General features: G+C 59.9%; 24 protein-coding genes, 1 tRNA gene and 1 pseudogene. 16 read left to right on the top strand and 10 right to left on the bottom strand.

The window, feature by feature from the left end; all coding sequences use genetic code 11:
- Window positions 1-13 precede the first annotated feature (13 nt).
- The 4 genes from C4J91_RS14910 to C4J91_RS14895 all read right to left on the bottom strand — a co-directional run bounded on the left by C4J91_RS14910 (window position 14) and on the right by C4J91_RS14895 (window position 4,972).
- Window positions 14-1,015 (bottom strand): alpha/beta fold hydrolase, encoded by a 1,002-nt coding sequence (locus C4J91_RS14910; protein ID WP_124363034.1) that lies wholly within the window; start codon window positions 1,013-1,015, stop codon window positions 14-16.
- Window positions 1,016-1,296: 281 nt separating this feature from the next.
- Window positions 1,297-1,761: an SRPBCC family protein gene (locus tag C4J91_RS14905; protein WP_124363033.1), complete on the bottom strand. Its 465-nt coding sequence runs from the start codon at window positions 1,759-1,761 to the stop codon at window positions 1,297-1,299.
- Window positions 1,762-1,849: 88 nt separating this feature from the next.
- Entirely contained in the window at window positions 1,850-3,844 is a 1,995-nt protein-coding gene (locus C4J91_RS14900; protein WP_124363032.1) for a methyl-accepting chemotaxis protein, read from the bottom strand.
- Window positions 3,845-3,976: 132 nt separating this feature from the next.
- The gene (locus tag C4J91_RS14895) at window positions 3,977-4,972 is read right to left on the bottom strand and encodes an aldo/keto reductase (RefSeq protein ID WP_124363031.1); all 996 of its coding nucleotides are present in this window, start codon (window positions 4,970-4,972) and stop codon (window positions 3,977-3,979) included.
- 113 nt (window positions 4,973-5,085) lie between these two features.
- On the opposite strand from C4J91_RS14895, the gene C4J91_RS14890 reads away from it, so the two are divergent.
- The gene (locus C4J91_RS14890; RefSeq protein ID WP_124363030.1) at window positions 5,086-5,997 is read left to right on the top strand and encodes a LysR family transcriptional regulator; all 912 of its coding nucleotides are present in this window, start codon (window positions 5,086-5,088) and stop codon (window positions 5,995-5,997) included.
- Here the strand turns inward: C4J91_RS14890 and C4J91_RS14885 are convergent.
- Complete coding sequence (locus C4J91_RS14885) at window positions 5,994-6,896, bottom strand: AraC family transcriptional regulator (RefSeq protein WP_124363029.1); 903 nt, start codon at window positions 6,894-6,896, stop codon at window positions 5,994-5,996. The two genes, C4J91_RS14890 and C4J91_RS14885, sit on opposite strands and share 4 nt — an antisense overlap.
- Before the next feature lie 102 nt (window positions 6,897-6,998).
- Here C4J91_RS14885 and C4J91_RS14880 point away from each other — a divergent pair, with 102 nt between their 5' ends.
- From C4J91_RS14880 to C4J91_RS14860, 5 genes are read left to right on the top strand one after another with little or no spacing between them, the layout of a single operon-like run.
- The gene (locus C4J91_RS14880; RefSeq protein WP_124363028.1) at window positions 6,999-7,559 is read left to right on the top strand and encodes a carboxymuconolactone decarboxylase family protein; all 561 of its coding nucleotides are present in this window, start codon (window positions 6,999-7,001) and stop codon (window positions 7,557-7,559) included.
- Between the two features lie 40 nt (window positions 7,560-7,599).
- Window positions 7,600-8,661 (top strand): acyl-CoA dehydrogenase family protein, encoded by a 1,062-nt coding sequence (locus tag C4J91_RS14875; protein WP_124363027.1) that lies wholly within the window; start codon window positions 7,600-7,602, stop codon window positions 8,659-8,661.
- Window positions 8,658-9,461 (top strand): ABC transporter ATP-binding protein, encoded by an 804-nt coding sequence (locus C4J91_RS14870; RefSeq protein ID WP_124363026.1) that lies wholly within the window; start codon window positions 8,658-8,660, stop codon window positions 9,459-9,461. The genes C4J91_RS14875 and C4J91_RS14870 overlap by 4 nt, the downstream gene beginning before the upstream one ends.
- Entirely contained in the window at window positions 9,448-10,647 is a 1,200-nt protein-coding gene (locus tag C4J91_RS14865; protein WP_124363025.1) for an ABC transporter substrate-binding protein, read from the top strand. Before C4J91_RS14870 ends, C4J91_RS14865 begins: the two co-directional genes overlap by 14 nt.
- Window positions 10,644-11,414, top strand: coding sequence for an ABC transporter permease (locus C4J91_RS14860; RefSeq protein WP_124363024.1), 771 nt, complete (start codon window positions 10,644-10,646; stop codon window positions 11,412-11,414). Before C4J91_RS14865 ends, C4J91_RS14860 begins: the two co-directional genes overlap by 4 nt.
- A gap of 48 nt (window positions 11,415-11,462) precedes the next feature.
- On the opposite strand, the gene C4J91_RS27810 is transcribed toward C4J91_RS14860, so the two are convergent.
- On the bottom strand, window positions 11,463-11,597 hold the full coding sequence (locus tag C4J91_RS27810) for a hypothetical protein (protein ID WP_256657411.1): 135 nt from the start codon (window positions 11,595-11,597) through the stop codon (window positions 11,463-11,465).
- 173 nt (window positions 11,598-11,770) lie between these two features.
- On the opposite strand from C4J91_RS27810, the gene C4J91_RS14855 reads away from it, so the two are divergent.
- Window positions 11,771-11,965, top strand: a complete 195-nt coding sequence (locus C4J91_RS14855; protein WP_124363023.1) for a hypothetical protein — start codon at window positions 11,771-11,773, stop codon at window positions 11,963-11,965.
- 12 nt (window positions 11,966-11,977) lie between these two features.
- Here the strand turns inward: C4J91_RS14855 and C4J91_RS14850 are convergent, their stop codons facing one another.
- Entirely contained in the window at window positions 11,978-12,358 is a 381-nt protein-coding gene (locus tag C4J91_RS14850) for a fe2+ zn2+ uptake regulation protein (protein ID WP_124363022.1), read from the bottom strand.
- Between the two features lie 237 nt (window positions 12,359-12,595).
- Between C4J91_RS14850 and C4J91_RS14845 the strand changes: the two genes are divergently transcribed.
- The 7 genes from C4J91_RS14845 to C4J91_RS14810 all read left to right on the top strand — a co-directional run bounded on the left by C4J91_RS14845 (window position 12,596) and on the right by C4J91_RS14810 (window position 19,447).
- Window positions 12,596-14,875, top strand: coding sequence for an acylase (locus C4J91_RS14845; protein ID WP_124363021.1), 2,280 nt, complete (start codon window positions 12,596-12,598; stop codon window positions 14,873-14,875).
- A gap of 213 nt (window positions 14,876-15,088) precedes the next feature.
- Window positions 15,089-15,162: transfer RNA gene (locus C4J91_RS14840), tRNA-Cys, on the top strand.
- A gap of 272 nt (window positions 15,163-15,434) precedes the next feature.
- The gene (locus tag C4J91_RS14835; RefSeq protein WP_124363020.1) at window positions 15,435-16,352 is read left to right on the top strand and encodes a hypothetical protein; all 918 of its coding nucleotides are present in this window, start codon (window positions 15,435-15,437) and stop codon (window positions 16,350-16,352) included.
- A gap of 672 nt (window positions 16,353-17,024) precedes the next feature.
- The gene (locus C4J91_RS14825; RefSeq protein ID WP_124363019.1) at window positions 17,025-17,213 is read left to right on the top strand and encodes a hypothetical protein; all 189 of its coding nucleotides are present in this window, start codon (window positions 17,025-17,027) and stop codon (window positions 17,211-17,213) included.
- 228 nt (window positions 17,214-17,441) lie between these two features.
- Entirely contained in the window at window positions 17,442-18,563 is a 1,122-nt protein-coding gene (locus C4J91_RS14820) for an SMP-30/gluconolactonase/LRE family protein (protein ID WP_124363018.1), read from the top strand.
- 46 nt (window positions 18,564-18,609) lie between these two features.
- Window positions 18,610-19,119, top strand: coding sequence for a G/U mismatch-specific DNA glycosylase (gene mug / locus C4J91_RS14815; protein WP_124363017.1), 510 nt, complete (start codon window positions 18,610-18,612; stop codon window positions 19,117-19,119).
- A 130-nt stretch (window positions 19,120-19,249) separates the two neighbouring features.
- Window positions 19,250-19,447 (top strand): hypothetical protein, encoded by a 198-nt coding sequence (locus C4J91_RS14810; RefSeq protein ID WP_124363016.1) that lies wholly within the window; start codon window positions 19,250-19,252, stop codon window positions 19,445-19,447.
- A 506-nt stretch (window positions 19,448-19,953) separates the two neighbouring features.
- Here C4J91_RS14810 and C4J91_RS14805 read toward each other — a convergent pair.
- Window positions 19,954-20,211, bottom strand: coding sequence for a hypothetical protein (locus C4J91_RS14805; protein ID WP_124363015.1), 258 nt, complete (start codon window positions 20,209-20,211; stop codon window positions 19,954-19,956).
- A 226-nt stretch (window positions 20,212-20,437) separates the two neighbouring features.
- On the opposite strand from C4J91_RS14805, the pseudogene C4J91_RS14800 reads away from it, so the two are divergent.
- Window positions 20,438-21,045 (top strand): annotated as a pseudogene (locus tag C4J91_RS14800) (LysE family translocator).
- Between the two features lie 365 nt (window positions 21,046-21,410).
- The gene (locus tag C4J91_RS14795) at window positions 21,411-22,394 is read left to right on the top strand and encodes a GlxA family transcriptional regulator (RefSeq protein ID WP_124365160.1); all 984 of its coding nucleotides are present in this window, start codon (window positions 21,411-21,413) and stop codon (window positions 22,392-22,394) included.
- Here C4J91_RS14795 and C4J91_RS14790 read toward each other — a convergent pair.
- Both C4J91_RS14790 and C4J91_RS14785 read right to left on the bottom strand, forming a co-directional pair.
- Entirely contained in the window at window positions 22,387-24,321 is a 1,935-nt protein-coding gene (locus tag C4J91_RS14790) for an avidin/streptavidin family protein (RefSeq protein WP_124363014.1), read from the bottom strand. The two genes, C4J91_RS14795 and C4J91_RS14790, sit on opposite strands and share 8 nt — an antisense overlap.
- A 127-nt stretch (window positions 24,322-24,448) precedes the next feature.
- Entirely contained in the window at window positions 24,449-25,771 is a 1,323-nt protein-coding gene (locus C4J91_RS14785) for an MFS transporter (protein WP_124363013.1), read from the bottom strand.
- Window positions 25,772-25,779: the final 8 nt, after the last annotated feature.

The raw sequence follows: 25,779 nt of genomic DNA, 5'->3' as shown, positions 1-25,779 counted from the left end.
TGCCTCACTCAGGTTAAAGGGCCTTCAAACCCTGCAACAGCGCTTGATGAAACCGCGCCGGTTCTTCCATCTGCGGCGCATGGCCCAAGCCGTCGAACTCCACCAGGGTCGCATGGGGAATCAGCTTGGCCACCTGCTTGCCCAGCACCTGGTAGTTGCCGACCCTGGCTTTCACGTCCGGTGGCGCCAGGTCTTTGCCGATGGCGGTGGTGTCGCTGGTGCCGATCAACAGCAGGGTTGGTGCCTGCACGTCCTTGAACTCGTAGTACACCGGCTGGGTGAAGATCATGTCGTAAATCAACGCCGAGTTCCAGGCCACCAGGGTATGCCCCGGCCCTTGGTTGAGGCCGACGAGCATGTCCACCCAGCGCTCGTATTCGGGCTTCCAGCGGCCCGCGTAATAGGTGTCGCGCTCGTACTTGCGCACGCCGTCAGCGTTCAGTTTCAGCTCGCGCTGATACCACTGGTCAACGCTTTGGTGGGGCACGCCCAAGGCCTTCCAGTCTTCCAGGCCGATCGGGTTGACCAGCGCCAGTTGCTCGGTTTGTTCGGGGTACATCAAGGCATAGCGCGTGGCGAGCATACCGCCGGTGGAGTGGCCGAGCAGCGTGGCTTTTTGAATGCCGAGCTTTTCCAGTAACTGGTGGGTGTTGAGCGCCAGTTGCTGGAAGCTGTACTGGTAGTGCTCAGGCTTGCTGGAGGTGCAAAAGCCGATCTGGTCCGGCGCGATCACCCGGTAACCCGCGTCGCTCAGGGCCTTGATCGAGCTTTCCCAGGTGGCGCCGCAGAAGTTCTTGCCGTGCATCAGCACCACGCTGCGGCCGTTGGCTTTGCCTTTGGCCGGGACGTCCATATAGCCCATCTGCAGGCTTTTGCCTTGGGATTCGAAGTTGAAGCGTTCGACCGGATAGGGGTACTGGAAGCCCTGGAGTTCAGGACCGTAGGTGGCGGCGAACACAGGCGCGGCGCTGGCGGTGAGCAGGCCGGCGACGCATAAGTCACGGATGGAAGGCATGGGCATCAACTCCGGGAAAAGATGCTCTGGATGCTGTTTGGGGGGGATTAACGGGGGATTAACAGACCCGCTGCGGGGGGGGCGGAACCCTAAGCCGCCGTTACCGCAGCAACGGATATGTACTCGTTCTGATCCAACATCCTGGTCGGCTGTCAGGCTGCCATCGGGGGCAAGTCGAATCGTCGCACCGCCCCTCCCACATTTGGACCGCTGAGCGTCAGTTAGAGAGGCTTCGGCTGCTGTGCCGTCGCGCCGCGCGAAAGTTGTATAGATACCTATCGTTACTTCGCCAAGCCGCTGGCGTTTTCCAGCCGGTGCTTAAGCCGGTCCAGCGCGATACGCGAGAGCTCGATCATGCGCTCATGCAAGGTCACCAGTTGCAGTTCGGTCTCATAGGTCAGTACCCGCGTAAACAGCGTGCCGCCAGGCTGTGGTTGCAGGCAATACTGCAGGGAGCCGTCGACCACCACTGAGGTGAACACGGTCATGAACTCAAAGGGGCAGCGGGCGATTTTTACGCGGTAGCTCAGCGGCACGCGGATACCCAGCAGGTCGATGATTTCGGTAAACCGCGTACCGGTCGGCAGGGAGCCGTGGGTGCCGGTGTCGGCGCTGAGGGAGGTGGGGTGCCATTCGTGCCAGCGGTCGGGTTGGGTCACGTAGTCGTAGACGGCCTCGACCGGGGCGTGGATGAACCGTTCCTGGCTGATTCGCTCCACGCGGATCGGTTGCTCGATAGCGTGCATGACACACCTCCTGTGTGGCGGGTTTTAAACCAGGAGCTGTGAGAATAGTCCGACTCCCGCGCTTTGCACGGGAGTATTCAGGCGTGGATCAACGCACTTTGAAGCGCCCCATCAAGGCAATCACCCGGCCATTCGCTTCCAGCAGGCTGTGGGTATTGGTTTCAGTGGCATGGCCGCTTTCGACCAGCTCTTCTACCATATGTCGGATCTGCACCATGCTGCGGTTGATCTCTTCGGTCACGGCGCTTTGTTGCTCGGCGGCCGTCGCGATCTGGGTGCTGAGGTTGTTGATATGGCTGACCGAACCGGCCATTTCATCGAGCCCGCTGTTCACCCGCGCGGTGGCATCCGCCGCCGACTGGCAACTGGCCTGGGTGTTTTCCATGGCGGCAACCGATGAGCTTACGCCGGTGGTCAAGCGCGCCAGCATCTCGTTGATCTGCGAGGTGCTGGCCTGGGTACGTGCGGCCAGTGCGCGTACTTCATCGGCCACTACGGCAAAACCGCGGCCTTGTTCGCCGGCCCGCGCCGCTTCAATCGCGGCGTTGAGCGCCAGCAGGTTGGTCTGGCCGGCGATGGCGCCGATCACGCCGAGGGTTTCGGTGATACGTGCGGCGTCCTGGCGCATGTTCTCGACGGTGTGGGTCGCGCTGGCCACCTCACCGATCAAGGCGCTGACACTGGTGGACGCTTCGCCCACCACCACCCGGGAACGGTCGGCGTGTTCGTTGGCGCGCTGGGTGAACGCTGCGGTTTCAGCGGCGTTTTGCGCGACGGTGTCGGCGGTGGAGCTCATTTCGGTGATGGCGGTCACCGTCTGGTCGGTTTCTGAAGCGTGGCGCACCAGGATCTGGTTGGTGTGCGCCGAGGTCTGCTGCAGTTGCGCAAGGCCCGAGGCCATGGCGCCGGTGGCCTGGGTCACTTCGCCGATCATGTTTTGCAGGTAGACGATAAAGTGGTTCACCGAGTGACCGATGGCGCCCAGTTCGTCTTCGGCGCGGATGGTGATGCGTCGCGTGAGGTCGGCGTCGCCGGCGGACAGCGCGTCGATATTGCCCTTGAGTGCTTTCATGCGCTGTACCAACTGGCGAATGGCATACGCCGCGAGCAGCACCAGCAGGATCACCATCGGGATTTGCAGCAACGCCAGGCTGCCGAGCACGTCATTGCGCTGGGCGGTGATCAGTGAGGTGGGCAGGGCGGTCGCCAGGAACCACGGGGTGCCCTCGATCGGACGCATGTAGAACGTGCTGGCCACGCCCTGGTTGTCGAACTCGCTGCGTTGCAAGGCCTGGTCACGATGGGCCAGGGCTTTGCTGACCTGGGCGGCAAAGGCCGAGGTGCCGGTCAGTTCGCTGATGTTCTTCAACACCACCGGGCTGCTGATGCGCGAGCTGTTGCTGATGATCTTGCCGTCGCCTTCGACGATCAGCATTTGCCCGCCGATGTCTTTTTCCTTGCTGGCCACCAGGTCATTGAAGAAGCCCAGGGTCACGTCGATGGTCGCCACTCCATAGGCGGCGCCGTCACGCTGGATCGCCATGGCGCAGTTGGTGCGCGGCTCCTGGCTGGCGTCGTCCTTGTAGGCGGCGGCCCAGGCGCATTGGCCACGGGGCGAGGCGAGGCCGCCCTTGTACCAGCTCTGGTCGTAATAGTTGGGCGCGGGGTCACTGTTCCAGAAGGTGTTGACCGCCAACTTGCCCGACGCGTCACGGTGCCAGAACGTGCTGTGTTTGTTGCGCCCAGGCGTGCGCTGGTTGGGCAGCGGCCAGATACCGCCGCCGAATACTTTCAGCTCGCCGTATTGATCCACCAGGCCGGGCAGTACCTTGTCGATGGCGTCGCTGTCGAGCAGCGGAATCGTTTGAGTGATGGTGCGTTGCTGGGCCTGAACCTTGTTCAGTTCGCCCTGGATCTGTTCGGCCACTTCGCCGATGCGATTGAGTACCACCTGTTCTTCGGTGTATTGCAGCTTGGGTGCGACCAACTGGCCGATTCCCACGACAGTCAACACCAATAACACCAGGACGAACAGCACCAGGAACAGGGTATAGCGAGCTTGGATGGAGCGCAGTGGGGGCATGGGATCGTCCTTACGAAGCGTTATTGTCGGCGCGGCTTTGTTAGAGCTTCGTAGGGCTATCGGCTTGGACGGTAGGAGCTTTAGGTAGGTGTGTGCAAGAAAGTGCCAGCGCCGTCGAGCGGCGCCGCCAGGTCAGATCTGGAGCATGGCCATCACGTCCTCGGGGTAACGCATGCCGGCTGTTGCGTGCGCCGGGAAGATCGCTGCCAGTGCTGCCACTTCAGTCGCGGTCAGGCTGATCGACACGGCCGCCACGTTCTCTTCCAGGTATTTGCGCTGCTTGGTGCCTGGGATCGGTACAACGTAGTCGCCCTGCGCCAATACCCAGGCCAGCGCCAGTTGGCCCGCCGTGATGCCCTTGTCCGCCGCCAGCGCCTGCACCTGTTTGACCAGTTGCAGGTTTTTGGCAAAGTTCTCGCCCTGGAAACGCGGGTTGAAGCGGCGGTAGTCGTCAGCGCCGAAATCTTCCGGGCTTTTCAGCGCGCCGGTCAGAAAGCCCCGGCCCAGCGGGCTGTAAGGCACGAAGGCGATGCCCAGGCGTTGGCAGGCGGCGAGGCAGCCGTTGTGCTCCTGGTCGCGGCTCCACAGTGAATATTCGCTTTGCAGGGCGCTGATGGGGTGGACCTTATGCGCCCGTTCCAGGGTGGCGGCTGACGCTTCGCTCAGGCCCAGGTAGCGCACCTTGCCCTGTTGCACCAGCTCGGCCATGGCGCCGACGGTTTCTTCAATGGCCACCTGCGGATCGATGCGGTGCTGGTAGTACAGGTCCAGGGTTTCAATGCCCAGGCGCTGCAGCGTGCCGTCGATGGACGCGCGAACGTACTCGGGGCGCCCATTCACGCCGCGCAGCGCCGGGTTCGCCGGGTCGCGCAGGATCCCGAATTTGCTGGCCAGGAACACCTGGTCGCGCTTGCCGGCGATGGCCTTGCCGATCAATTGTTCGTTGGTGTGCGGGCCGTACATGTCGGCGGTATCGAGAAAGTTGACCCCCAGTTCCAGGGCGCGGTGCAGGGTGGCGACGGCTTGCGTGGTGTCGACGCCGGGGCTATAGAAATCGCTCATGCCCATGCAGCCGAGGCCGATGGCGGAGACGTGCGGGCCGTTTTTACCCAGTTGACGAGTGCGCATGGTGGAGCTCCTTGGATGAAGGCGTCCATTGTTATCCTCGACAAAACCTGGATAAACCGGCTAAAAGCACTATGACTATTTATAAAATCTAAACAATCCTCAAGGGGGGCACGGTGGACCGTTTCAACGCCATGCGCGTTTTCACCCGGATTGTGGAGTTGGGCGGTTTCGCCAAGGCTGCGGACAGCCTGCAATTGCCGCGCGCCTCAGTGACTATCCTGATCAAGCAACTGGAGGCGCACCTGGGCGTGCAACTGCTGCAACGTACCACGCGCCAGGTCAGCCCGACCCTCGACGGCGCGGCGTACTACCAGCGTTGCGTGCAGTTGCTGACGGACCTGGAGGAAACCGAGGCGGTGTTCTCCTCGCGCCGACAAAACCCGCGAGGCACCTTGCGCATCGATATGCCGTCGGGCATCGGCCGTTTGATCGTGATTCCGGCGTTGCCGACATTCACCGCGTTGTACCCGCAGATCGAGCTGGACATCGGGCTCAATGATCGCCCGGTGGACTTGATCCGCGAAGGGGTCGATTGCGTGCTGCGCGGTGGCCTGGCGTTGGACGAGTCGCTGGTGGCGCGTCCGCTGGCGATGATGGACCAGTTGACCCTGGCCAGCCCCGCCTATCTGCAGCGCATGGGCGTGCCCGCCAGCCTGGACGAGCTGGCGCGGCACCAGATGATCGAGTATGTCTCCAGCGCGAGCGGCAAGCGCTTTGGCCTGGAGTTCCAGCTCGGCGCCGAATTGCGCACGATCAACTTGGCGAAGGTGGTAGCCGTGAACAGTTCCGATGGGTATTTCGCCGCCTGCGAAGCCGGCTACGGGCTGATCCAGGCGCCGCATTATCACGCCATGAAGCAACTGGCCGAGGGCACGCTAATGGAGGTATTGCCGCAGCTGGCGGTGCCGACCATGGCGTTGACCGCGCTGTACCCGCCACATCGTCAGCTGTCTCAGCGGGTTCGGGTGTTTGTCGACTGGCTGGTGCAACTGTGCGCCGCGCCGGGCAATGGGTTGCGGCGCTAGCTTTGCGCGCGGCGGTAGGCGCCCGGTTGTTGCCCGGTGACTTTATGAAAGGCTCGGGTAAACGCTGCCACCGATTGATAGCCCACCGCCAGCGATGCATCCGCCACGGTCTGGTCTGCCTTGAACAACTGGCAGGCGTGGCGCATGCGCATCATCAACAATACCTGGCCGGGTGATTGTCCGCATAGTTCATTGAAACGCTTGAAAAACGCCGAGCGTGACAGCCCGGTGCAGGCGGCCATGCTTTCCAGCGTCCAGTTTTCGGCCGGGCGTGCAATCAGCTGTTCCAACAAATTGGAAAATGCCGGGTGCCGAGCGAGTGCCGCCAGCCCGCCCAATTCGCGGTTATCCAGCACTTGTTGACGCAGCACATACAAAAACAACAGATGGCACAGCCGTTCGAGCATGGCCGAGGAGGGCGCTGGCTGGCGCTCGCACTCTTGCAGGATCAGTTCGAACAGATTGCGCGCGGCAGTCAACGACGGGTCGCCGGCGCGCAGGATGATCCAGGCGGGCAGGTTGTCGACGATCATCGCCGACAGCCCGGACTGGAAATGAAAGAAACCGCAGACCAGGCCCACCCCGTCCGCAGCGTTGCTATCGAGCGCCAGCATCGGCCGGCGCGGGCATTCCTGCGCGCCCTGCGCAGTGTCTGCACCGGACAGCCGATATTCCAGGTCGCGCAGCAGGAATACCGCATCGCCGTTGTTCAGGTACTGCGCCGGCTGGCCGTGGATGTGCAGCCAGCATTCGCCTTGCACAATCAGATGAAAACTCGCCCTGGCCAGCCCATGGGTGCTCGCATGCCAGTCGCCACAATAGCGGCCGACATGGAACAGGCTAGTGTTGAGTTCGAGGCTGTCTAATAACCAATCGACGAGCGCGCTGGACGAATTCATCTAATGAAAAGACTCTAGAGCAAGTAATCGCTACTTTAGCCTATTGAGCGGTTTTTTTATAACCAACAGACTGGAGTCATTCACCCATGAGGAGACCACTCCATGTCCCGCGTACCGCTGCTCACCCTTGAAACCGCGCCGCAAGCTGCCAGGCCCTTTCTGGAAAACGCGCTGAAAGGCTCAGGGTTCATTCCCAATCTGCTCGCCGTGCTGGCCAATGCTCCGGCCGCGTTGGAAACCTATATCACCGTTTCCGGCCTGAATGCCAAGTCGGAACTGAGCCTGGCTGACCGCGAAGTGGTGCAACTGATCGCTGCCACCCAGCATGGTTGCGATTTTTGCGTTGCCGGGCACACCGCCGTCGCGCGTAACAAAGCCAAGCTGCCCGAAGACGTGATTGACGCGCTGCGCCAGCGCGGTGAGTTGCCCAATGCGCGCTATGAGACACTCGCCGCGTTCACCCGAGAAGTGATCGCCACCCGCGGTGATGTCAGCGATGCAGGCTATGACGCGTTCCGCGCCGCCGGCTACAGCGACGGGCATGCGCTGGAAGTGATCCTGGGCGTCAGCCTGGCCACGCTGTGCAATTTCGCTAATGTGTTTGCGCGCACGCCGCTGAACCCGGAGCTGGCGCAATACCGTTGGGAAAAACCGGCAAGCTGAACCGGCGATGGTCCATCTGTAGGAACAAGGAGAAACGTACATGCTTGACCCAATCTTGAGCCGTTGGCTCGATGTTCAAGCGCAGGCCCTGGACGTGGGCAGTTGCGATCCACAGGAAGTGCTGCCACGGCTGGCAGAGGCCAATGTGTTGCGCGTTGGCGTGCCCAAAGCCTTGGGTGGCCTCGGCGGTGACGTGGCCGGGGCCGTGGAGGCCATCGCCAATATTGCCAGCCATTCCCTGGCGGCCGCGTTCGTTTGCTGGGGCCAACGCTCGTTTATCGAATACCTGCTGCAGAGCCCCAACGCGCCGCTGCGCGAGCAATTGCTGCCGGACTTGCTCAGCGGCAAGCTGGCCGGTGCCACCGGGCTGTCGAATGCGATGAAGTTCCTGTCCGGCATCGAGACGCTGCAGATCAGCGCCGAACCCAACGATCACGGCTGGACCCTCAACGGTCGCCTGCATTGGGTGACCAACCTGCGCAAGAGCGGCTTCGTCGCCGCTGCGGCCGTTGAACACGCGGCTGGCGGCGCGCCGTTTATCCTGGCGATTCCGGATTCAGTGGCCGGCTTGCAGCGCTCCCGCGACCTGGAGTTGCTCGGGCTGCAGTCGAGCAATACCGCCGCCCTCGGCCTGGAAGGCGTGGAGCTGAGCCGCGACTGGTTATTGCATGAGGACGCGCGCCAGTTCCTGCCCGCCGTGCGCCCGGCGTTCCTGGGTTTGCAATGCGGCCTGTCGATCGGGCTGGCGCGCCGCTCCCTGGCGGAGGTGGCTCATCATTTGGGCGCTTCGCGCACCGTGCTGCGCGAAGAACTCGAAGCGCTGCGCGTGACACTCGATCACCTGGTCAGCGAACTCAAGAACGGCCTGCTGGCCGGGCGGTTCGCCGCTGAACCGGTGCCGTTGTTCAAGCTGCGCATCGCCCTGGCGGAAACCGCCGCCAGCGCTGTGCAGCTGGAATTGCAGGCCAGCGGCGGCAAGGCCTACCTCACCGCCCACGGCAGCGGCTTTGCCCGGCGCTGGCGTGAATCGGCGTTTGTGCCCATCGTCACGCCCAGCCTGGTGCAGCTGCGCACCGAGCTGCACCGCCAGGCCAACCTATGAGCCCCGCGGTATTGACGGCGCAGGGCGTTTGCCTGGGGTATGCCAGTGGCCCGGTGTTGGAAGGCTTCGACCTGCAGTTGCAGCCAGGCGAAGTGGTGTCAATCCTCGGCCCCAGCGGCGTGGGCAAGTCCAGTCTGTTACGTGTGCTGGCCGGTTTGCAGGCGCCCCAGGGCGGCAGCGTACGCGTGCTGGGGGAGCCTTTGAATGGCCCGCATCCACGGGTGGCGGTGGTGTTTCAGGACCCGAGCCTGCTGCCGTGGCTGAACCTGGAAAAGAACGTCGCCTTCGGCCTGGATTTCGCCCGGCAACCGCACCTGGGCAATGAACAGCGCCGCCAGCGTGTGGAGCATGCGATCGCCGCTGTCGGCCTGGAACACGCCCGCCACCAATTTCCCGCGCAGCTGTCCGGCGGCATGGCCCAGCGCACCGCATTGGCCCGCTGCCTGGCCCGCCAGCCACAGGTGTTGCTGCTGGACGAGCCCTTCGGCGCCCTCGACGAAGTGACCCGCGCGGACATGCAGCACCTGCTGCTCAAGGTCAATCGCGAACAGGGCTCGGCGGCCGTGCTGATCACCCACGACATCGATGAAGCCTTGCTGCTGTCTGACCGCATCCTGCTGCTGGGGAACCGCCCCGCGCGCACCTTGGGCGAGTGGCAAATCGACCTGCCGCAACCGCGTGAGGACCAGGTCGAAGCCATTGGCGCATTGCGCATCGACATTCTTAAAACCCTGCGGCAGGCGAGCCGCTCTCAACCCAACCCCCTTGATCTGCTGGAGCTTAGCCATGTGTCTGGATGACCTGTCCCACTCGCGTCGCGACTTTCTCAAACTCTCGGCGGTGCTCAGTGCCGCTGGCGCCTTGCCGTTGCTGAGCAGCCTGCAGGCGCGCGCCGCCAGTGAGCCCGACGCGCCGGTGCGCATCGGCTACCTGCCGATCACCGACGCCACGCCGCTGTTGGTCGCGCACAATAATGGGCTGTTCGAAGCCGAAGGCATCAAGGCTGAACGCCCGGTGTTGCTGCGCAGCTGGGCCCAGGTGATCGAAGCGTTCATCTCGGGGCAGGTCAACGTGATTCACCTGTTGTCGCCCATGACCGTGTGGGCGCGCTACGGCAGCAAGGTGCCGGCCAAAGTGGTGGCATGGAACCACGTTGGTGGTTCGGGCCTGACCGTGGCGCCGGGCATCACCGATGTGAAGCAGCTGGGCGGCAAGTCGGTGGCGATTCCGTTCTGGTATTCGATTCATAACGTGGTGGTGCAGCAGTTGTTTCGCGATAACGGGCTGACGCCGGTGGCACGCGCGGCGGGCGGTGCGATTGGCGCCAATGAAGTCAACCTGATCGTGCTGCCGCCGTCGGACATGCCACCGGCATTGGCCAGCAAGCGCATCGACGGTTACATCGTCGCCGAGCCGTTCAACGCCCTGGCCGAGAACCTCAAGGTCGGCCGGGTGCAGCGCTTTACCGGCGACATATGGCGCAACCATGCCTGCTGCGTGGTGTTCATGCATGAGCATGACCTGACCAACCGCCCTGAATGGTCGCAGAAAGTGGTGAACGCCATCGTCAAGGCCCAGGTCTGGACCCGTGACCATCGCGAGGAAGCGGTGAAGCTACTGTCCAAGGACGGCCCGAACCGCTACACGCCGCATGCCGAACCGGTGTTGAGCAAGGTGCTCGCGCCTGCCACCGCCGATCGCGCCGGGTACCTGGCCGATGGCGCGATCCAGCACGCCAACTGGGACGAGCACCGCATCGACTTCCAACCTTACCCATTCCCCAGCTACACCGAAGAACTGGTGCGCCGCCTCAAAGACACCTTGATCGAAGGCGACAAGCGATTCCTCGCCGATCTCGACCCGGCCTTCGTCGCCAAAGACCTGGTGGACGACCGCTTTGTGCGCAACGCCATCGAGGCCGTCGGCGGCATGCAGACCTTCGGCTTGCCTGAGGGTTACGCGCGGCATGAGGAGATTGGCGTTTGAACAACGGTAAAACCGGCGCGTGGCCGGGCTGGTTGCTCGGGTTCGGCGGCCTGGCCGGGTTGTTGGTGTTGTGGTGGCTGGGGGTGAAACTGTTTGGCGTGGCGGACGGCCTGTCGGCGCGCTTTTCCCTGGCGGCGACGTTCAGCAGCCTGTGGGAATTGCTCGGACGCGGTGAGGTGTATGTGCACATCGCGGTGAGCCTCAAGCGCATCTTCGTCGGGCTGTTCCTGGCCTTGCTGGTTGGAGTTCCGCTGGGTCTGCTGGTAGGCAGTTCGCGCAACCTGGAGGCGGCGACCACGCCGGCCTTCCAGTTTTTGCGGATGATCTCGCCCCTGTCCTGGATGCCGATCGTGGTGATGCTGATGGGGGTAGGGGACCAGCCGATCTATTTCCTGCTGGCGTTCGCCGCCGTGTGGCCGATCATGCTCAACACGGCGGCGGGCGTGCGCCAGCTCGACCCGCGCTGGCTGCAATTGAGCAAGAGCTTGAGCGCGACGCGCTGGGAGACGTTGCGCCGAGTGGTCATTCCGGGCGTGGTGGGGCACGTGTTGACGGGCGTGCGCCTGGCCATCGGCATTCTGTGGATTGTGCTGGTGCCGTGCGAGATGCTTGGGGTCAGTGCGGGGCTTGGGTATTACATCCTCGATACCCGTGACCGCCTGGCGTATTCGGAACTTATGGCGATGGTGTTGCTGATCGGGCTGCTGGGATTTGCGCTGGATACGTTGGCGCGGTGGCTGCATCAGCGCTGGGTGCATGGCGGGTAGCGGTTTTTACAGGGTGAGCGTCTCGCCGGCAGCGAGACGCTCGTTCATTCAGCGGTGCTCGTAGCCTGGGCCACCGCCGTAGCGATGGTCATGCCAGCCGCCGCCACCTCGTGGGAAAAAGAAGCAGCCGCTCAGGGTCAACATGATCAGCAAGGGAATCAGCAGGGTGATTCGACGCAGCATTTGGGCAATCCTCCAGGGGCTCACAAGGTCAATCGGGCGCGGAACGAGCCAAAGCTTTTCATCGCCTGTAACATGAGACCTTGCCGCCCAGCGTCCATCCCCGTTTTCGGGTATGTGCTTGGCATCTGCGGCGATACACACTGGATACATTCTTTAAGGTTCAGGAACTCGTCATGACCCAGAAACAACGCTTGAAATACTCGATTCTGATTGCCCTGGCCGTGCTGGCCTCGATGTTCGGCCTGTCCTACCTGCAGAACATTGGCGCTATCAGCGAGAAAACCTTCCAGTACCTGGCCATTGCCATTGCCGTGGTGGTGGTCGTGATCAACGGCATCATGCGTCGCAAGGTCAAGCCACACTTCTGATGCGCGCGCGATTCAGGCGCGTCCCTCGAGCACTTTGGCGGCCTCTTCGTGGAGGCTGTAGCTCTTGTCGGCATTGAGGGTGATCACGCCCTCGCTGCACAAGCGCTTGAGCACCTCGCGCACACTGAGAAACGACAACGGGATGCCCAGCTCCAGCAGATGGCTGTGCACGCCGCGCACGCCGAGGGTGCGCTGGTTGCCGGCAGCGGTGAGCAGGGCGTCGATGACCTTCAGCCGGATCAGGCTGGTGCGCAGACCGAAGCACTTGAGCAAATGGCGAATACGCTGGTTGCCCTGCTGTTCGGGCGTTTTGCCGAACCCTAGGGGGGTGTTGCCGACATTGGCCTCGGCGGTCGATGAATGTCCATCCGTGGGCACTTGCGGGTTATACATGCAAAAACTCCTTATCAGAGCCTGATCAGGAAAATGATGGTGCTCTTATTCAATAAGACGAACGAACGCGCAAAATCATGAAGTGCAGGATGTAGAAATTTTGTCGGTATCGGGTTTGTCACAGTGCGAGCGCCTGGAATAAACCGCCCACGCCATTAAATTATTTTCGGTTGGCTGCGTCCTTACGGTGGGGGAGTTGTCCCTACCGAGGGTGTTCAATTTGACTGTGGAGTCGGCGTGATTATTTTCAACGGGTTGTCCAGGGTATGCGTGGCAGGGCTGTTGCTGGGAATGAGCCTGGCGGCATCGGCGCGGGAGTCAGTGGCGCAGGCGTCCACAGAGATTCGGCGTACCACCTACGGCGTGCCGCATATCCGCGCCAATGATGAGCGCGGCCTGGGTTTCGGCATCGGCTATGCGTATGCCCAGGACAACCTGTGCCTGCTGGCCAATGAAGTGGTCACGGTGAATGGCCAGCGCGCCCGGTTCTTCGGCCCCGAGCAGGCAACCTTGGAGGAGCGCAACAACCTGGCCAGCGATGTGTTCTTTACCTGGCTCAACACACCCGATGCGGTAGAGGCGTTCTGGAAGGCGCAAACGCCGCAGATCCGCCAGCGTATCGAAGGCTATGTGGCCGGTTACAACCGTTATCTGAAAGAGCAGGGCGCGCCGGCGCAGTGTCAGGCGGCGTGGGTGCGTCCGCTGGTCAAGGAAGACCTGATCAAGTTGACCCGTAGGCTGCTGGTAGAAGGCGGTGTCGGCCAATTCGCTGAAGCCTTGATGGGCGCGACGCCACCCCAGGCCACCGCCGCCGTGCAGCCCGATGCCAAGGCATTCGAACTGGCTGCGGCCAATCAACAGCGCTTCACCCTTGACCGAGGCAGCAACGCCGTCGCGGTGGGCCGCGATCGCTCCTTCAATGGTCGCGGCATGTTGCTGGCCAACCCGCATTTCCCGTGGGTGGGCGGCATGCGTTTTTACGAGATGCACCTGACGATCCCCGGCCAACTGGATGTGATGGGCGCGGCGCTGCCTGGGTTGCCGGTGATGAACATCGGCTTCAACCAGCACGTGGCGTGGACGCATACGGTGGACACCTCCAAGCATTTCACCCTGTATCGCCTGACGCTCGACCCCAAGGACTCCACCCGCTACCTGCTCGATGGCAAGTCCGTGCCCCTGGATAAAACCACGCTGACGCTGCAGGTCAAGCAGGCCGATGGCAGCGTCAAGGACGTCACCCATACGGTCTACAGTTCACAATTCGGCCCGGTGGTGCAGTGGCCCGGCAAGCTGGATTGGGACAATCATTACGCCTTCAGCCTGCGCGACGCCAACCTCGGCAACGACCGCGTGCTGCAACAGTGGTACGCCATGAACCGCGCCGGCAGCCTCGCGGAACTGCAAACTTCGGTGCACACCCTGCAAGGCATCCCCTGGGTCAACACCCTGGCCGCCGATGACCAGGGCCAGAGCCTGTACATGAACCTGTCGGTGGTGCCCAACGTCAGCGCCGCCAAACTGGCGCAATGCAGTGACCCCCGCGCCGGCCTGCAAATGATCATGCTCGACGGCAGCCGCAGTGCCTGCGCCTGGGACATCGACCCTCGGGCCGCTCAGGCCGGCATCTTCGCCGCCGCCCAATTGCCGCAACTGCACCGCGCGGACTATGTGCAGCATTCCAATGACTCCGCGTGGCTGGCCAACCCCAAGGCGCCGCTTACCGGCTTCTCGCCAGTGATCAGCCAGGACAACATCGGCCTCGGCCCCCGTGCCCGTTTTGCCCTGCAACGCCTGCAATCCCTGGATAAACAGCCGATCACGGTCAGCGCCCTGCAAAATATGGTCATGGACAACGAGGTGTACCTCGCCGGGCAAGTCATGCCGGACCTGCTGCAGTTCTGCGCCAAACACCTGGGCAACGATGCTGCTGCGCTGCAGGCGCTGTGCACCAGCCTGAAAACCTGGGACCAACGCGCCAACCTCGACAGCGGCCTGGGCCTGGTGCACTTCATCAACCTGGTGGAGCACCTGCAGCAAATACCCGATGCCTGGCGCGTTGCCTTCGACCCGGCGCACCCGCTTACTACTCCCAGCGGCCTGGCCATCGACCGCGCGCCCGTGGCCAAAGCCCTGCGCGAAGCCATGCTGGCCTCGAGCAGCGCAGTCGGTAAACTCGGCGTCAGCCGCTGGGGCGACATCCAAGTCTCCGGCCAAACCCCGATCCATGGTGGCCCGCAAGAACTGGGCATCTACAACGCCATGCAAACCGTGCCCCGTGCCGACGGCAAACGCGAAGTCGTCAGCGGCACCAGCTACCTGCAAATCGTCACCTTCGACGACAAAGGCCCCCAGGCGGTAGGCGTACTGGCGTTCTCCGAGTCCAGCAATCCTGACTCAAACTATTCCAAGGACCAGACCCAGGCTTTCTCCGCGAAAAACCTGCGCCCACTGCCATTCACCGACGCCCAAATCAAAGCCGACCCGCACTACCAGGAGCAACGCATCCAGGAGTAGGGCAGGCACGCAACCCCTTGATGCCAATGCGAAATATTTTTGAAATCAAGGGGTTGCAGGCAAAAGCAAATGAGTACATAATGGCGCCCATCGAACGCAATGAAGCATTAAAAACTTCAATGTATTCAATGAGTTAGAGTAGAGGCGCGCTTCACAGAGCCCACTCAAGTTTGTATGCGATGAATGTTGGCAACACAGGCATTGATCGTTTGAGGCCGAGTAGCAAAATGGTTATGCAGCGGATTGCAAATCCGCCTACGCCGGTTCGATTCCGACCTCGGCCTCCACTCTTGAAAACCCCGTAGATTAACGTCTGCGGGGTTTTTTATTGGCTGAAATTTAGGAAACGTTCCGCAACTTTTGGTATGTGTTCCGCAACTATGTAATGATTTCTGCAAATCCAAGGACACTCAATGCGGCGGGATTTTAGGTCGTAAGCGCGGTGAAACCTGTGAATTGACTACTTGATTTGAGCGCGTGATGGCTCGCATGATGTCAGTGGGGATGACGTGAGACAGACAGCCGAAAGAGCTGCAACTACGAAGGTTTGAGGGGCTCAATGAAGCTAATAGACGAAGCGATAGACATCCTGAGTGATGCTAATCTCCCGTTGGCAAACGCTTTTTTTAAGGCTCAGGTTATTGCGCATAAACTGCAGAACAAAGACTTCGCAAAGTGGGTGAAGGGTGAAATTCAGGGGTACGGAGATGACGATGAGCTTCCAAAATATCGCATCTCAAATTTAACTCCGTACGGCAATGTGGAGAATGGGGTCAAACGTTATACGAACTATAGATTGCCAATTGGCGGCATGCCTGAAGACTTTATAGAAAAAGTATTGGTTGTCCGGCACAGTCAAAGTATTGCCGTAATTGAAGAGTTTTCCAAAAAGCCCGATGACCTCATAGTGAATATTGACCACCGTTTTTTTCCATTCCTACGGCAAGGAATAGAGAAATCGTTCGGTATTTCAAGTGCTTGGGGAAAGCCTCCTGCTGGTTGTTTTGAGCAAATCCTTAACGAGTCAAGATCCCGACTGCTGGACTTTTTGCTAAACCTTGAACATGTCTTACCGGAAACGGAAGCGGGCGCCGACCCCAAGGTCATACCAAAGGTTGAGGGGCTAAGTGAAATGTTCAAAGGCGCCGTTTTTGGTGATGGTGCAAATATAAGTTTGGCTATTGGTGAGGGGAATCAAGCATCACATAATAAGTCAACTGTTGGCATAAAGGATTTGCCGTCTTTGATTCGTGAGCTAAGAAGAAACAAGGTTGCAGAGGCGGATGTGGCAGAGCTGCAAATTGCCATTAATGACGATGACCTAAATGCTGAATCAGATAGCAAGAATTTTGGGCCTGGTGTACGCGCTTGGCTGGCCGGCATGATTTCTAAAGCCGGTACTCCAGCATGGGAGATACCGGCTCAGGTTGGAGCTGGCGTGCTGACCTCTGCGTTGACAAAGTTCTTTGGGATGTAAGTATTAAACGGATAAATCAGTTCGTTGGCTTAACGATTTCCCCGACACGTCGATAGATCTTTTTGGTCATCTCTTCCGTGGTGTGGCCAAGCAGGCGGCTCGCGTGTGTCAGCTTGATCTCGCTGGCCGCTTCGGAGGGATCTCCTTGAATTGGGACTGGCGAATCAGCGCCTCCAAGGAAGAGTCTCCGACAGCGCCAGCTTGATCTCGTGTTGAGTGCTATGGGTTTAGGTTCTTCAACATACTGACGATTGTAGAAAACTGTAGAGATGCGGAGATGGTGATCAAATTAGCCATAATTGTTGATGCGTTCACAGAGCCATTGACTAATGCACCCAGCTTTGAGCGTTTAATGAGAGCTGTCTTTTGAACAGCGTCGCTTTTTTCGTGCGCTTTCAAAATCCGTAGTACTTCAATAATGGCGTCATGGGGTGTATCCCCAGGTAGCCCGATTGACTCAAGCACGCTAGGGGCGTCGCGATATTCAACTGCTACGCCACAGCGATTAATCTGCGGGTTAATGAAGACATCCCCCGTCCCTCCGTTGGGCATAGATATCCCGATTCCACAGTCATTGATCTGCAATCCTATAAATCGGTTATACATGTCATTCAGCCATTAATGAGAGAGGGTTGCCTTAGGTTAGCTCATGTAGCAAAGGTTGGGCAGAGAGTGCGTACTTTTGGTTTGTCCACGTTTACCTTTAAAACCAGCGGCTACGGTGAAGAAAAGGATGTAGCTGCGCTGCACACTGGAAAATCAGTTCCGCAAATGATTGCTTGCCCCTGGGGAATTGAGCAGAAACGTACAGTTTTTCCATCGTTTTCGGAATTTAATTTTTTGCAGCTAGTTGATAAATAATGAACATCCGTGGTTTGTAACCCGCCTACGCCGTTCGATTCCGACCTCGCCTCCACTCTTAAGAACCCCGTAGATTAACGTCTACGGGGTTTGTATTGCCTGCGGTTCGGTGTCATCCGGCTTTCAGAACCTCATGCGTTATGGTCTCGCAACAATCACTTGTACGATGTCCTACCACGCGGTATTACTACCTCTTCCCAACAAAAATAAATTCACGGAGACCACTCCATGGAATCATCCCTGTCCGCCACGCCTGAAACCCTTACCCAAGCCAAGGGCAATACCCGCCGCAGCTTCCTGAAAAAATCCCTCGCTGTTTCCGCCACGCTCGCCACCGTCGGCGGCGCCGCGCTGAGCCGATTCTCCGAAGCCGCCGAACCCTTGAGCCAGCGTTACCCTGATCCATTGGTCCACATCCTCGACGACAGTTTTCTCGAGCTACGCGTATTCAACGCCAGCGTTGAAAAGCTCGCCACCGGTATGCGCTGGGCCGAAGGGCCGGTGTGGGTGGGTGATGGCCGCTATTTGTTGGTCAGCGACATTCCGAATAATCGCATCATGCGCTGGGACGAAATCAGCGACACCTTCACTGTGTACCGCGAACATTCGAATTTCTCCAACGGCATGTGCCGGGATCGCCAGGGGCGTCTGATCGTCTGCGAAGGCTCGACCACCACTAGCGAAGGCCGACGCATCACGCGCACCGAATACAATGGCACGATCACCGTGCTGGCCGACAGCTTCGACGGCAAGCGCTTCAATTCGCCCAACGACATTGTCTGCAAAAGTGACGGATCGATCTGGTTCACCGACCCGCCATTCCAGACCGGCAACAACTACGAAGGGCACAAAATCACCCCGACCCAACCCCACGCCGTGTACCGCATCGATGGCGAGAGCCAAGCCGTCACGCGGGTAATCGACGACCTCAATGGCCCCAACGGTCTGTGCTTTTCTCCGGATGAAAAAACCCTGTACGTCGTCGAAGGTCGCGCCAAGCCCAATCGCCTGATCTGGGCGATTGCCGTGAAGGACGACGGCACGTTGGGCGAACGCCGCAAGCACATCGAGGGGCTGGACTATGCCGCAATCGACGGCATCAAATGCGACGAAGCCGGCAACCTGTGGTGTGGGTGGGGCGGCAATGGGGATCCCAAGGCTGACCTGGAAAAGCTCGATGGCGTGCGCGTGTTCAATCCGCAGGGCAAGGCCATCGGGCACATTTCGCTGCCAGAGCGCTGCCCGAATGTGTGCTTTGGGGGACGTGAAGGGAATCGGCTGTTCATGGCCAGTAGTCACTCGATCTATTCGCTGTTTGTGAATACGCGTGGCGCTACGTTTGCGTTGTAAGCTCGACAGTTCGTCTGGCGATAGTTCCTGATAAGGGTGATCTGCGGTGAATGAAGGCCTGGAAGACATATTGGCCGAGCAGTTGGCGGTGGTGTTTTGCGGAATCAACCCCGGCATGACCGCTGCCGCCCAAGGGCATCACTTTGCGGGCCGAGGCAATCGTTTCTGGCGCACGCTGCATCTGGCCGGGTTTACCTCTGGGCAAGTGCCTGCGCAAAGTGATCGCACCCTGCTTCAGTACCAGTGCGGGCTGACCGCCGTGGTCGAACGGCCGACGGCGCGGGCCGATCAATTGTCCAGGCAGGAGTTCATCGCAGCGGCAGCGGCTTTCGAACAGAAGATCGCTCGTTATGCACCGCGCTATGTGGCGTTTCTCGGCAAGGCGGCGTATGCAGCGTTATCCGGGCAGCGCCACGTGGAGTGGGGGCTGCAGAGCAGGACGTTCGGCAATGCCGCCGTGTGGGTCTTGCCCAATCCCAGTGGGCGAAACCTGGCGTTCAGCCTGGAGCAACTGGTGGTTGCCTACCGCCAGCTCAGGCAGGTCGCATGCAGCTAAGGACGTGTTTGCGCCGACTCCCGGAATGCTGAGCCGACCACCATTCGTCTAACAGCCGGCACTCTGCCTGCCATGCCGTCTCTGAATATCAAGCGCGGATATCCCGAGCGTTTTTGAACGGAGAGCCAGCATGCACATCAATGAAAATGCCCCAGGAAACCTTTCCCAGCAGGCAGTGACCCGCAGCACGGACAACGAAACCGGGCACGATCCCAAGCGCGACGAAGATGGTATTCCGTTGCCGCCGGACGACGAGGCGCCTCTGGAGGAGGATATGTCCGATGTGGATGCGGCCGATTCGGTGGCGAGTGAACATCCGGATAACTAGTGGTTGATTCAACTTTCCGAGCCCGGCCTGGTGCCGGGTTTTTTTGCGCTCGTGGTGCGTACGGGAGGGCTTGCTCGGCTCGGGCGGGGGGCTGGAAGGGGACTGCTGCGCAGTCCAGCGGGAGCAAGCTCCCTCGCCACAGGGTTCTTGAGCGGTTTTTCGACGAGTGACGCGTCTAGATCAAGGGTTATAGCCCGGTCAGGGTTGTCATCAGCGTCTTGGCCGACTACCCTGAAAATGTTTGTATTGTTACAAACAATTTCGGTGTGACTGTTTTCCAGTCACACGGCTTCAGGACGAGGAACGAAAAATGTTTTCACACGAAGGTACTGCATTAGAGCTGTTAACCCTGGTTTTCGGTGTGACAGGCCTACTCTTGGTGGCCTGGTTCTTTCATCATCAATACGAACTCAGAGCGCGAAAGCGTGTAAAAAAACAACATGCTGACGGCGGTCAGCATTTAACGCAACACCGCTGATCAGTCCTATGCAGCGATGCGGCTGGTCTCAGCCAGCCGCTTCAGATCGATTGATTCGCTGCTCTTTGACTTCATGTGCATAGGCCTCAAGACGTTTCTGCTGGACGGCCAGCAGTGTGCACACTTTGGTCAGCAGCGCCGCTTGATCGCCCGTCTTGCCGCTGGCCGCCAGGGCCGCCAGTTCAACCACCGACCAGCCGATTACGGCGCTGGCATCTTCAAGGTCGTAGAACAGTGCTTGTTGTGCGGTTCTGGGACCGCCAAGATCGTCTATCACAGCGTTCACCCTGTTTATCCGGGAAAAATCACAGGCAAAGAAAAGCCCGCGATGGGGGAGCGGGCTAAAAGGTGTTCATGTAGGAGCTGGGTTAACCTTAGGCCTGCGTCTGTGAAAGCTTTGTGAAACCCATGTCATCAAAGTGTATTCCTCGATCCAACACCAGCTGTATGGGGCGATAAACTGCGCAACCCTCTACTGTCGCAGGACATCAACCCCGCTTGGATGCCGCGCCATGTTCATGTCCACCAGCCTTCTTTCAGCCTTTGTGCTGTTCGCCTTCGTCTCCTCGATCACGCCGGGCCCCAACAACACCATGTTGCTGGCCTCAGGCGTGAATTTCGGCTTTCGGCGTTCGATGCCTCATGCACTGGGTATCAGTATTGGCTTCATGGTGCTGGTGATTTGCGTGGGGTTGGGCCTGGGCGAAGTGTTCAAGCTGTTCCCCTGGGCGTACACGCTGTTGCGCTATGTCGGTGCTGCTTATCTGCTGTACCTGGCCTGGAAGATCGCCAACGCTGGCGGCATGGCGGACAGCACGGACGAACAGGGCAAGCCGATGACTTTTCTCGGCGCGGCGGCCTTCCAGTGGGTCAACCCCAAGGCGTGGATCATGGCGCTGGGCGCGATCACCACCTACACGCCGGCCGAGGGGTATGTGACCAATGTGCTGGTGATCGCGCTGGTGTTTGCCGTGGTTAACTTGCCCAGTGTGTGCGTGTGGGTCGGCTGCGGCAGCGGCTTGCGCAGCGTATTGCGTGAACGCGCTGGTTGAAGGTTTTCAACTGGACGATGGCGGGTCTGTTGGTGCTGTCGTTGTATCCGATGCTCGTTGCCGGGTGACAGGCCCGTCAAACCGGCGAGATGGTCGCCAGCAAGCCGATGCCGATGGTCAACACCAGAAAACCGAACAGGAAAATAGCCATCTTGGTCATAAGGCCTCCGAAGGGAAGGGGGGACGACAGTAATATCGTGGTGGTGCCATTGTCCGCTTCGGGCGGTTTTCGATACAGACGCAGATGGCGCGCAAAAAACCGTATCAGATTGCGCCGCAGCGGCTGAACCGGGGGGGTAAACGCCCCTCGGGTTTTTAAAGCTCAGCACCATGGATTGAGACAGGTACCCCATTTGCCCCTAAGATAGCGCCCATTGCATCAACAAGAAGAGTGGGCCAACCCTCGATGGAAAGACGCCAGTTCAGCGGTGGCATGAAGGGCAAGAACCTGCGCTACCTCAATGACAACCCCCGGCAGCCGGCTGCGGTCACCCGCATCGGCTTTTTGTTGCTCGAACACTTCTCCTTGCCTGCCTTCACCCAAACCCTCGACACCCTGGTCACCGCCAACCTGCTGCGCCCCGAGCTGTTCGCGACGCGCACGTTCGGTTGGGACGAGCGTGAGGTCATCAGCGACCTTGGGCTGGTCATCCGCCCCGATGCGCGCCTGGAACTGGCCGTGCTGGCGGAGTTGGACCTGCTGGTGATCTGTGGTGGATTTCGCACCGAACTCAAGGCCAGTGAAGACTTCATTCACATCCTGCGCGCCGCAGCCGAACACGGCATCGGGCTTGCCGGTTTGTGGAACGGTTCGTGGTTCCTCGGCCGCGCCGGGTTGTTGCAGGGCTACCGCTGCGCCATCCACCCGGAGCATCGCCCGGCACTCGCGGAGGTGTCCAAGGCCGCGCAGGTGACTAGCGAGCCCTATGTGATCGACCGCGACCGCCTGACCGCTTCCAGCCCGTCGGGCGCCTTCCATATGGCCCTGGACTGGATCAAGAGCCTGCACGGCAAGGCGCTGGTCGAAGGTATCGAAGACATCCTCGCCTTCGAGGAGTCGCGCTACCGGCGTATCAAACCGACCGAAAACGTCTGCGTCAGCGCACCGCTGCGCGAAGTGGTCAAGTTGATGGACGCCAACCTCGAAGAACCCCTGGAACTCGACCAACTGGCCGTATACGCCGGCCGCTCGCGCCGCCAGCTGGAGCGCCTGTTCAAGGAACAACTGGGCACCACGCCGCAACGCTATTACATGGAATTGCGCGTCACCGAAGCGCGGCGCCTGTTGCAGCACACCGAGCTGTCGCAAGTCGACGTACTCGTGGCGTGCGGGTTCGTGTCGCCGAGTCATTTCAGCAAGTGTTACAGCGCGTATTTCGGCTACAGGCCATCGAAAGAAAAAAGGTTGGTCAAGTAGCGCGGGTGAACTGCATGGCTGAGAGTTTGGTTGCCAGGTACGCATGGTCGGGAGCACCTGACGAGCTGGCCAAAACCTGCAGATGCAACGCGTCGCTCTTTAAATCCAGAATCCCGCTCAGGCTGGAAACTGTTGAGTCTTGCGTATTGGCGACGGTGATGCTGACTGACTGCAAGGTGAGTTTGCTGGCCAGCGCATGGATGTCGGTAAAGCCGGAAATTTCAGTCGCTATGCTTGATTGGACGCTGGTGAAATGGCCGTGAACGCTTCCAAAGCGCTGCTGGCTATCACTGCGCACACTCAGTACCAACGATGCGCCATCAGCGGCGTTCCATCTGCCTGCCAGGGCGTTTTCAACCGGCAGCCATTCTGAGGTGGCAACCGGCGCATGACGCAGTGACGGTTCAACCCGATGATAAATCAGCTTGTCGACATAGGTACCACAGCTCGCAAGCTCAGGGAAATCGCCACTGGCAACCAACAGGTGGGAAAGGGTCAGCACATCACCCTCGGGCGAGACGCTCAATTGGCCACTGAGTCCCGAGGTCCAGTTCCAGCTGGGATCGGGCTTTTCATTGCCCAGATCGTGCCATTCAATGGCTAATGCGATTGGCTGACTCTTGGTACGGGTTGCGCCTGGCCCCGCCGAATATCCGGTGATCCGGTACTCGCCCGTCGAGCCGGTCGAGGAACGATACGACCCGTGGATGTTTTGTCCCGATACCTCCAGACTCATGACTGATCCATAGTCGTTTTTCCAGATGCCCGCCACCGAAGTCGTTTTAGTCATAGGGCCTGGGAGGGTGACTTTATGGTTGAGCACGGCTCGCGCTCCAGGTACGAAGCGTTTCGAAGAGGATCGCGTAATGATCTGCGGGCCGTCGGGCCGATTGAACAACCAAACGCCTACGGGCGCCAACGAATAGACCTCGCGATCGCATTTGACCACCTGATACTCATACACGGTGTAGCAGTGCTCCATCACCAGCGACCCGACCAACACCAGGTCTGTCATGCCCAACGGTGCGAACTGAGGCAGCCTTTGGCCTTTTTGCGGGCCTTCCTCGATCAGGCAGTTATAAAGGTCTGCGCCTAAGGTTATTTCTCCATCGGTGAACCCGAGCACGATATCTGGGTGCTCCCCCTGTGCAATAAGCGCCAATGTTTGACGCATAAGTGAATCGTCGCCCTTGAATTGTGAAGAGCCGGAATCGAGTGCGAATTGAATGTCCCTCGCCAATAAGTGCGAGCCGACCGAATAGGATTCCAGCGCTGTTGACCAGATGTATTCCACTCCGGGCAACCTGTTATAGACGGACCAAGGTAAAAACAGATGGGGCCCTTGGGTTTTTGACGGATCGACGGCGCCCATTTGGCAAGTGCCGTTGCGCGACCGGCTATTCCAATCAAACGTCACGTAGGGACAGGTAGGGGCCAGTTGACCTTCACGCATCAATGACTGAAGCACAAACGAGTTGCGGTTTTCCAGGTAGGCACTGCTGCACGGCAGGCCCAGGCCACCGTCCCAGTCCAGCTGTTTGAATTGCTCTCCCTCGTAGGCGGCCGTTAAGAACAACTGGATATCCACGAGGTCGTCGCTGGGAACGGCCAATACGTCGCAGGCGGCCTCGACCTGCATAGTGCCCCAGGGTCCGAAGCTGTAGGGGCGTCGCAGGCAATCGGTAAAGGCGAAGGTGCTGGACGCCGCGAAATCGAAACGGCCACCGGAAAAGTGCACGCACTGGTCGGCAGGGCACAGTGTCGAGGTAATCCAATTCATATTCGTACCCGTGTCAATCGCGAACCTGAGCGGTTGAGCGGGGGTGCCAAGTTTCAGGGTGCAGAACCAGGGTGAAGCACCGTTGTTTTGATAAGCCCCGCGCTGCATGGGCACTACCAGGCGGGTTGGGGGGTGTTGATTGTCCATGGGAACTCCGTTTCCAAGGGGAGAAGGATTGTTGGGTGTGGCGGCTGTCATTCAGCCTGGTTTTGAAGTGGGGCACAGTCAGCGCAGAGTCCTGCGACGCGTCGGATTCTGCGCTGAACAGGTGACTTCAACGTAATGCCTTGCCCTCGGTTTCGGGCATGAACGCGGTGAGAACCACCGTGACCACCAGGAACGCGTTGATGATCGTAGTCGTCTGGTTGAACGAAGAACCGTATGCGATCAGCGCACCAATCAGCGAGGGTGCCAGTACGTTCGCCATACGTTGCGCGAAAATCGCCCAACCGTAGCTCACAGTACGCAATGATGTCGGGTACAGCTCACCGATCCACGCGCCCCATACGCCCCATGCCCCCAGGCTGAAGAATGCCAAGGCGAAGTTGCTCAGATAGAGCATTTCCAGGCTGGTGGAATTGGCAAACCCGTAGCCGGCCAGCACGGAGGCGCTGATAAACCCCACGATGATTTTCTTGCGCCCGAAACGTCCTGTCAGGTACGACGCGGTCATGTAGCCGGGGATCATGCAGAGCGCCGACAGCGCAATGAAACCGTAGCTTTGCGGCAGGTTGAGGCCACGTTGTTGCAGCAACGTGGGGAGCCACGTCTGTAAGCCCCAGTAGCCCCAGGAGAAGGTGAAGTTAACGGTGATCTGCAGCAGGCTGATGCCGAGCAAGCCGCCCTTGAACAATTCACGGTGCAGGCCCGAGGTACTGCGGTCAACCTGCAATACACAATCATCATCGAGCTTCACTGCGCCCCGGCTCAAGGCATTGATCGACGCCCGGGCATCCTGTTGTCGACCCACCGAGGCCAGCCAGTAAGGCGACTCCGGAACCCAGCGCGCGACCGCGATGGCCCAGAGCCCACCGAGCGAGCTCAAGATGATGATCGCTCGCCATCCTTGGGGCAGCAACCAGACCGTCGCGCCGAGGGCCAGCAGCATGCCGATGGGCCAGCCGGACGCGAGATACACGGTCAGTGCACCTCGGTGGCGTATCGGCAACAGCTCCTGGAAATGCGCAAAGGTCACCACCATCATCCCCACCGCTGCAACGCCCGACAGCAGGCGCAAGGCGTATAGCGTCGTGTAGTCTGGCGAAAATGCGCTGGCCAGCGAAACCACCCCATACGAGGCCAGGCTCCAGATAATTGCGCGTTTACGGCCAATGCGTTCAGCGAGCCTGCCCCACGCCAGCGCGCCGAGCAGCATGCCAATGAACATCGCGCCGATCAGGTTGCCTACGGCAAGCGCATCCAGGGAAAACTCTTCTGCAATCAGCGGCGCGGTGTAGACGATGATCATCATCTCCCAGGCTTCGATCGCAAATACCAGGAACAGGACAAGGCAGCATCGCAGATGCGTGCGTGTCAGGGGGACGTCTTTGAACACATCGCCCACGTTGGGGGCGAGCGTCGACGGTATCTCACTCATGGTGACGA

Origin of the sequence: Pseudomonas sp. R3-52-08 (assembly GCF_003851745.1) — a bacterium.
GTDB lineage: Bacteria > Pseudomonadota > Gammaproteobacteria > Pseudomonadales > Pseudomonadaceae > Aquipseudomonas.
The sequence above is the reverse complement of the archived record's forward strand: the minus strand, read 5'-3'. Positions and strand labels throughout refer to the sequence as shown.

Excerpts from the sequence above, each read along its gene's own strand:
- C4J91_RS14870 (WP_124363026.1), top strand. The coding sequence starts at position 8,658 with ATGAGCCCCGCGGTATTGACGGCGCAGGGCGTTTGCCTGGGGTATGCC.
- C4J91_RS14850 (WP_124363022.1), bottom strand. The coding sequence starts at position 12,358 with ATGTATAACCCGCAAGTGCCCACGGATGGACATTCATCGACCGCCGAG.
- C4J91_RS14785 (WP_124363013.1), bottom strand. The coding sequence starts at position 25,771 with ATGAGTGAGATACCGTCGACGCTCGCCCCCAACGTGGGCGATGTGTTC.
- C4J91_RS14900 (WP_124363032.1), bottom strand. The coding sequence starts at position 3,844 with ATGCCCCCACTGCGCTCCATCCAAGCTCGCTATACCCTGTTCCTGGTG.
- C4J91_RS14820 (WP_124363018.1), top strand. The coding sequence starts at position 17,442 with ATGGAATCATCCCTGTCCGCCACGCCTGAAACCCTTACCCAAGCCAAG.
- C4J91_RS14790 (WP_124363014.1), bottom strand. The coding sequence starts at position 24,321 with ATGGACAATCAACACCCCCCAACCCGCCTGGTAGTGCCCATGCAGCGC.
- C4J91_RS14905 (WP_124363033.1), bottom strand. The coding sequence starts at position 1,761 with ATGCACGCTATCGAGCAACCGATCCGCGTGGAGCGAATCAGCCAGGAA.
- C4J91_RS14880 (WP_124363028.1), top strand. The coding sequence starts at position 6,999 with ATGTCCCGCGTACCGCTGCTCACCCTTGAAACCGCGCCGCAAGCTGCC.
- C4J91_RS27810 (WP_256657411.1), bottom strand. The coding sequence starts at position 11,597 with ATGCTGCGTCGAATCACCCTGCTGATTCCCTTGCTGATCATGTTGACC.
- C4J91_RS14835 (WP_124363020.1), top strand. The coding sequence starts at position 15,435 with ATGAAGCTAATAGACGAAGCGATAGACATCCTGAGTGATGCTAATCTC.
- C4J91_RS14895 (WP_124363031.1), bottom strand. The coding sequence starts at position 4,972 with ATGCGCACTCGTCAACTGGGTAAAAACGGCCCGCACGTCTCCGCCATC.
- C4J91_RS14910 (WP_124363034.1), bottom strand. The coding sequence starts at position 1,015 with ATGCCTTCCATCCGTGACTTATGCGTCGCCGGCCTGCTCACCGCCAGC.
- C4J91_RS14865 (WP_124363025.1), top strand. The coding sequence starts at position 9,448 with ATGTGTCTGGATGACCTGTCCCACTCGCGTCGCGACTTTCTCAAACTC.
- C4J91_RS14795 (WP_124365160.1), top strand. The coding sequence starts at position 21,411 with ATGAAGGGCAAGAACCTGCGCTACCTCAATGACAACCCCCGGCAGCCG.
- C4J91_RS14810 (WP_124363016.1), top strand. The coding sequence starts at position 19,250 with ATGCACATCAATGAAAATGCCCCAGGAAACCTTTCCCAGCAGGCAGTG.
- C4J91_RS14875 (WP_124363027.1), top strand. The coding sequence starts at position 7,600 with ATGCTTGACCCAATCTTGAGCCGTTGGCTCGATGTTCAAGCGCAGGCC.
- C4J91_RS14885 (WP_124363029.1), bottom strand. The coding sequence starts at position 6,896 with ATGAATTCGTCCAGCGCGCTCGTCGATTGGTTATTAGACAGCCTCGAA.
- C4J91_RS14855 (WP_124363023.1), top strand. The coding sequence starts at position 11,771 with ATGACCCAGAAACAACGCTTGAAATACTCGATTCTGATTGCCCTGGCC.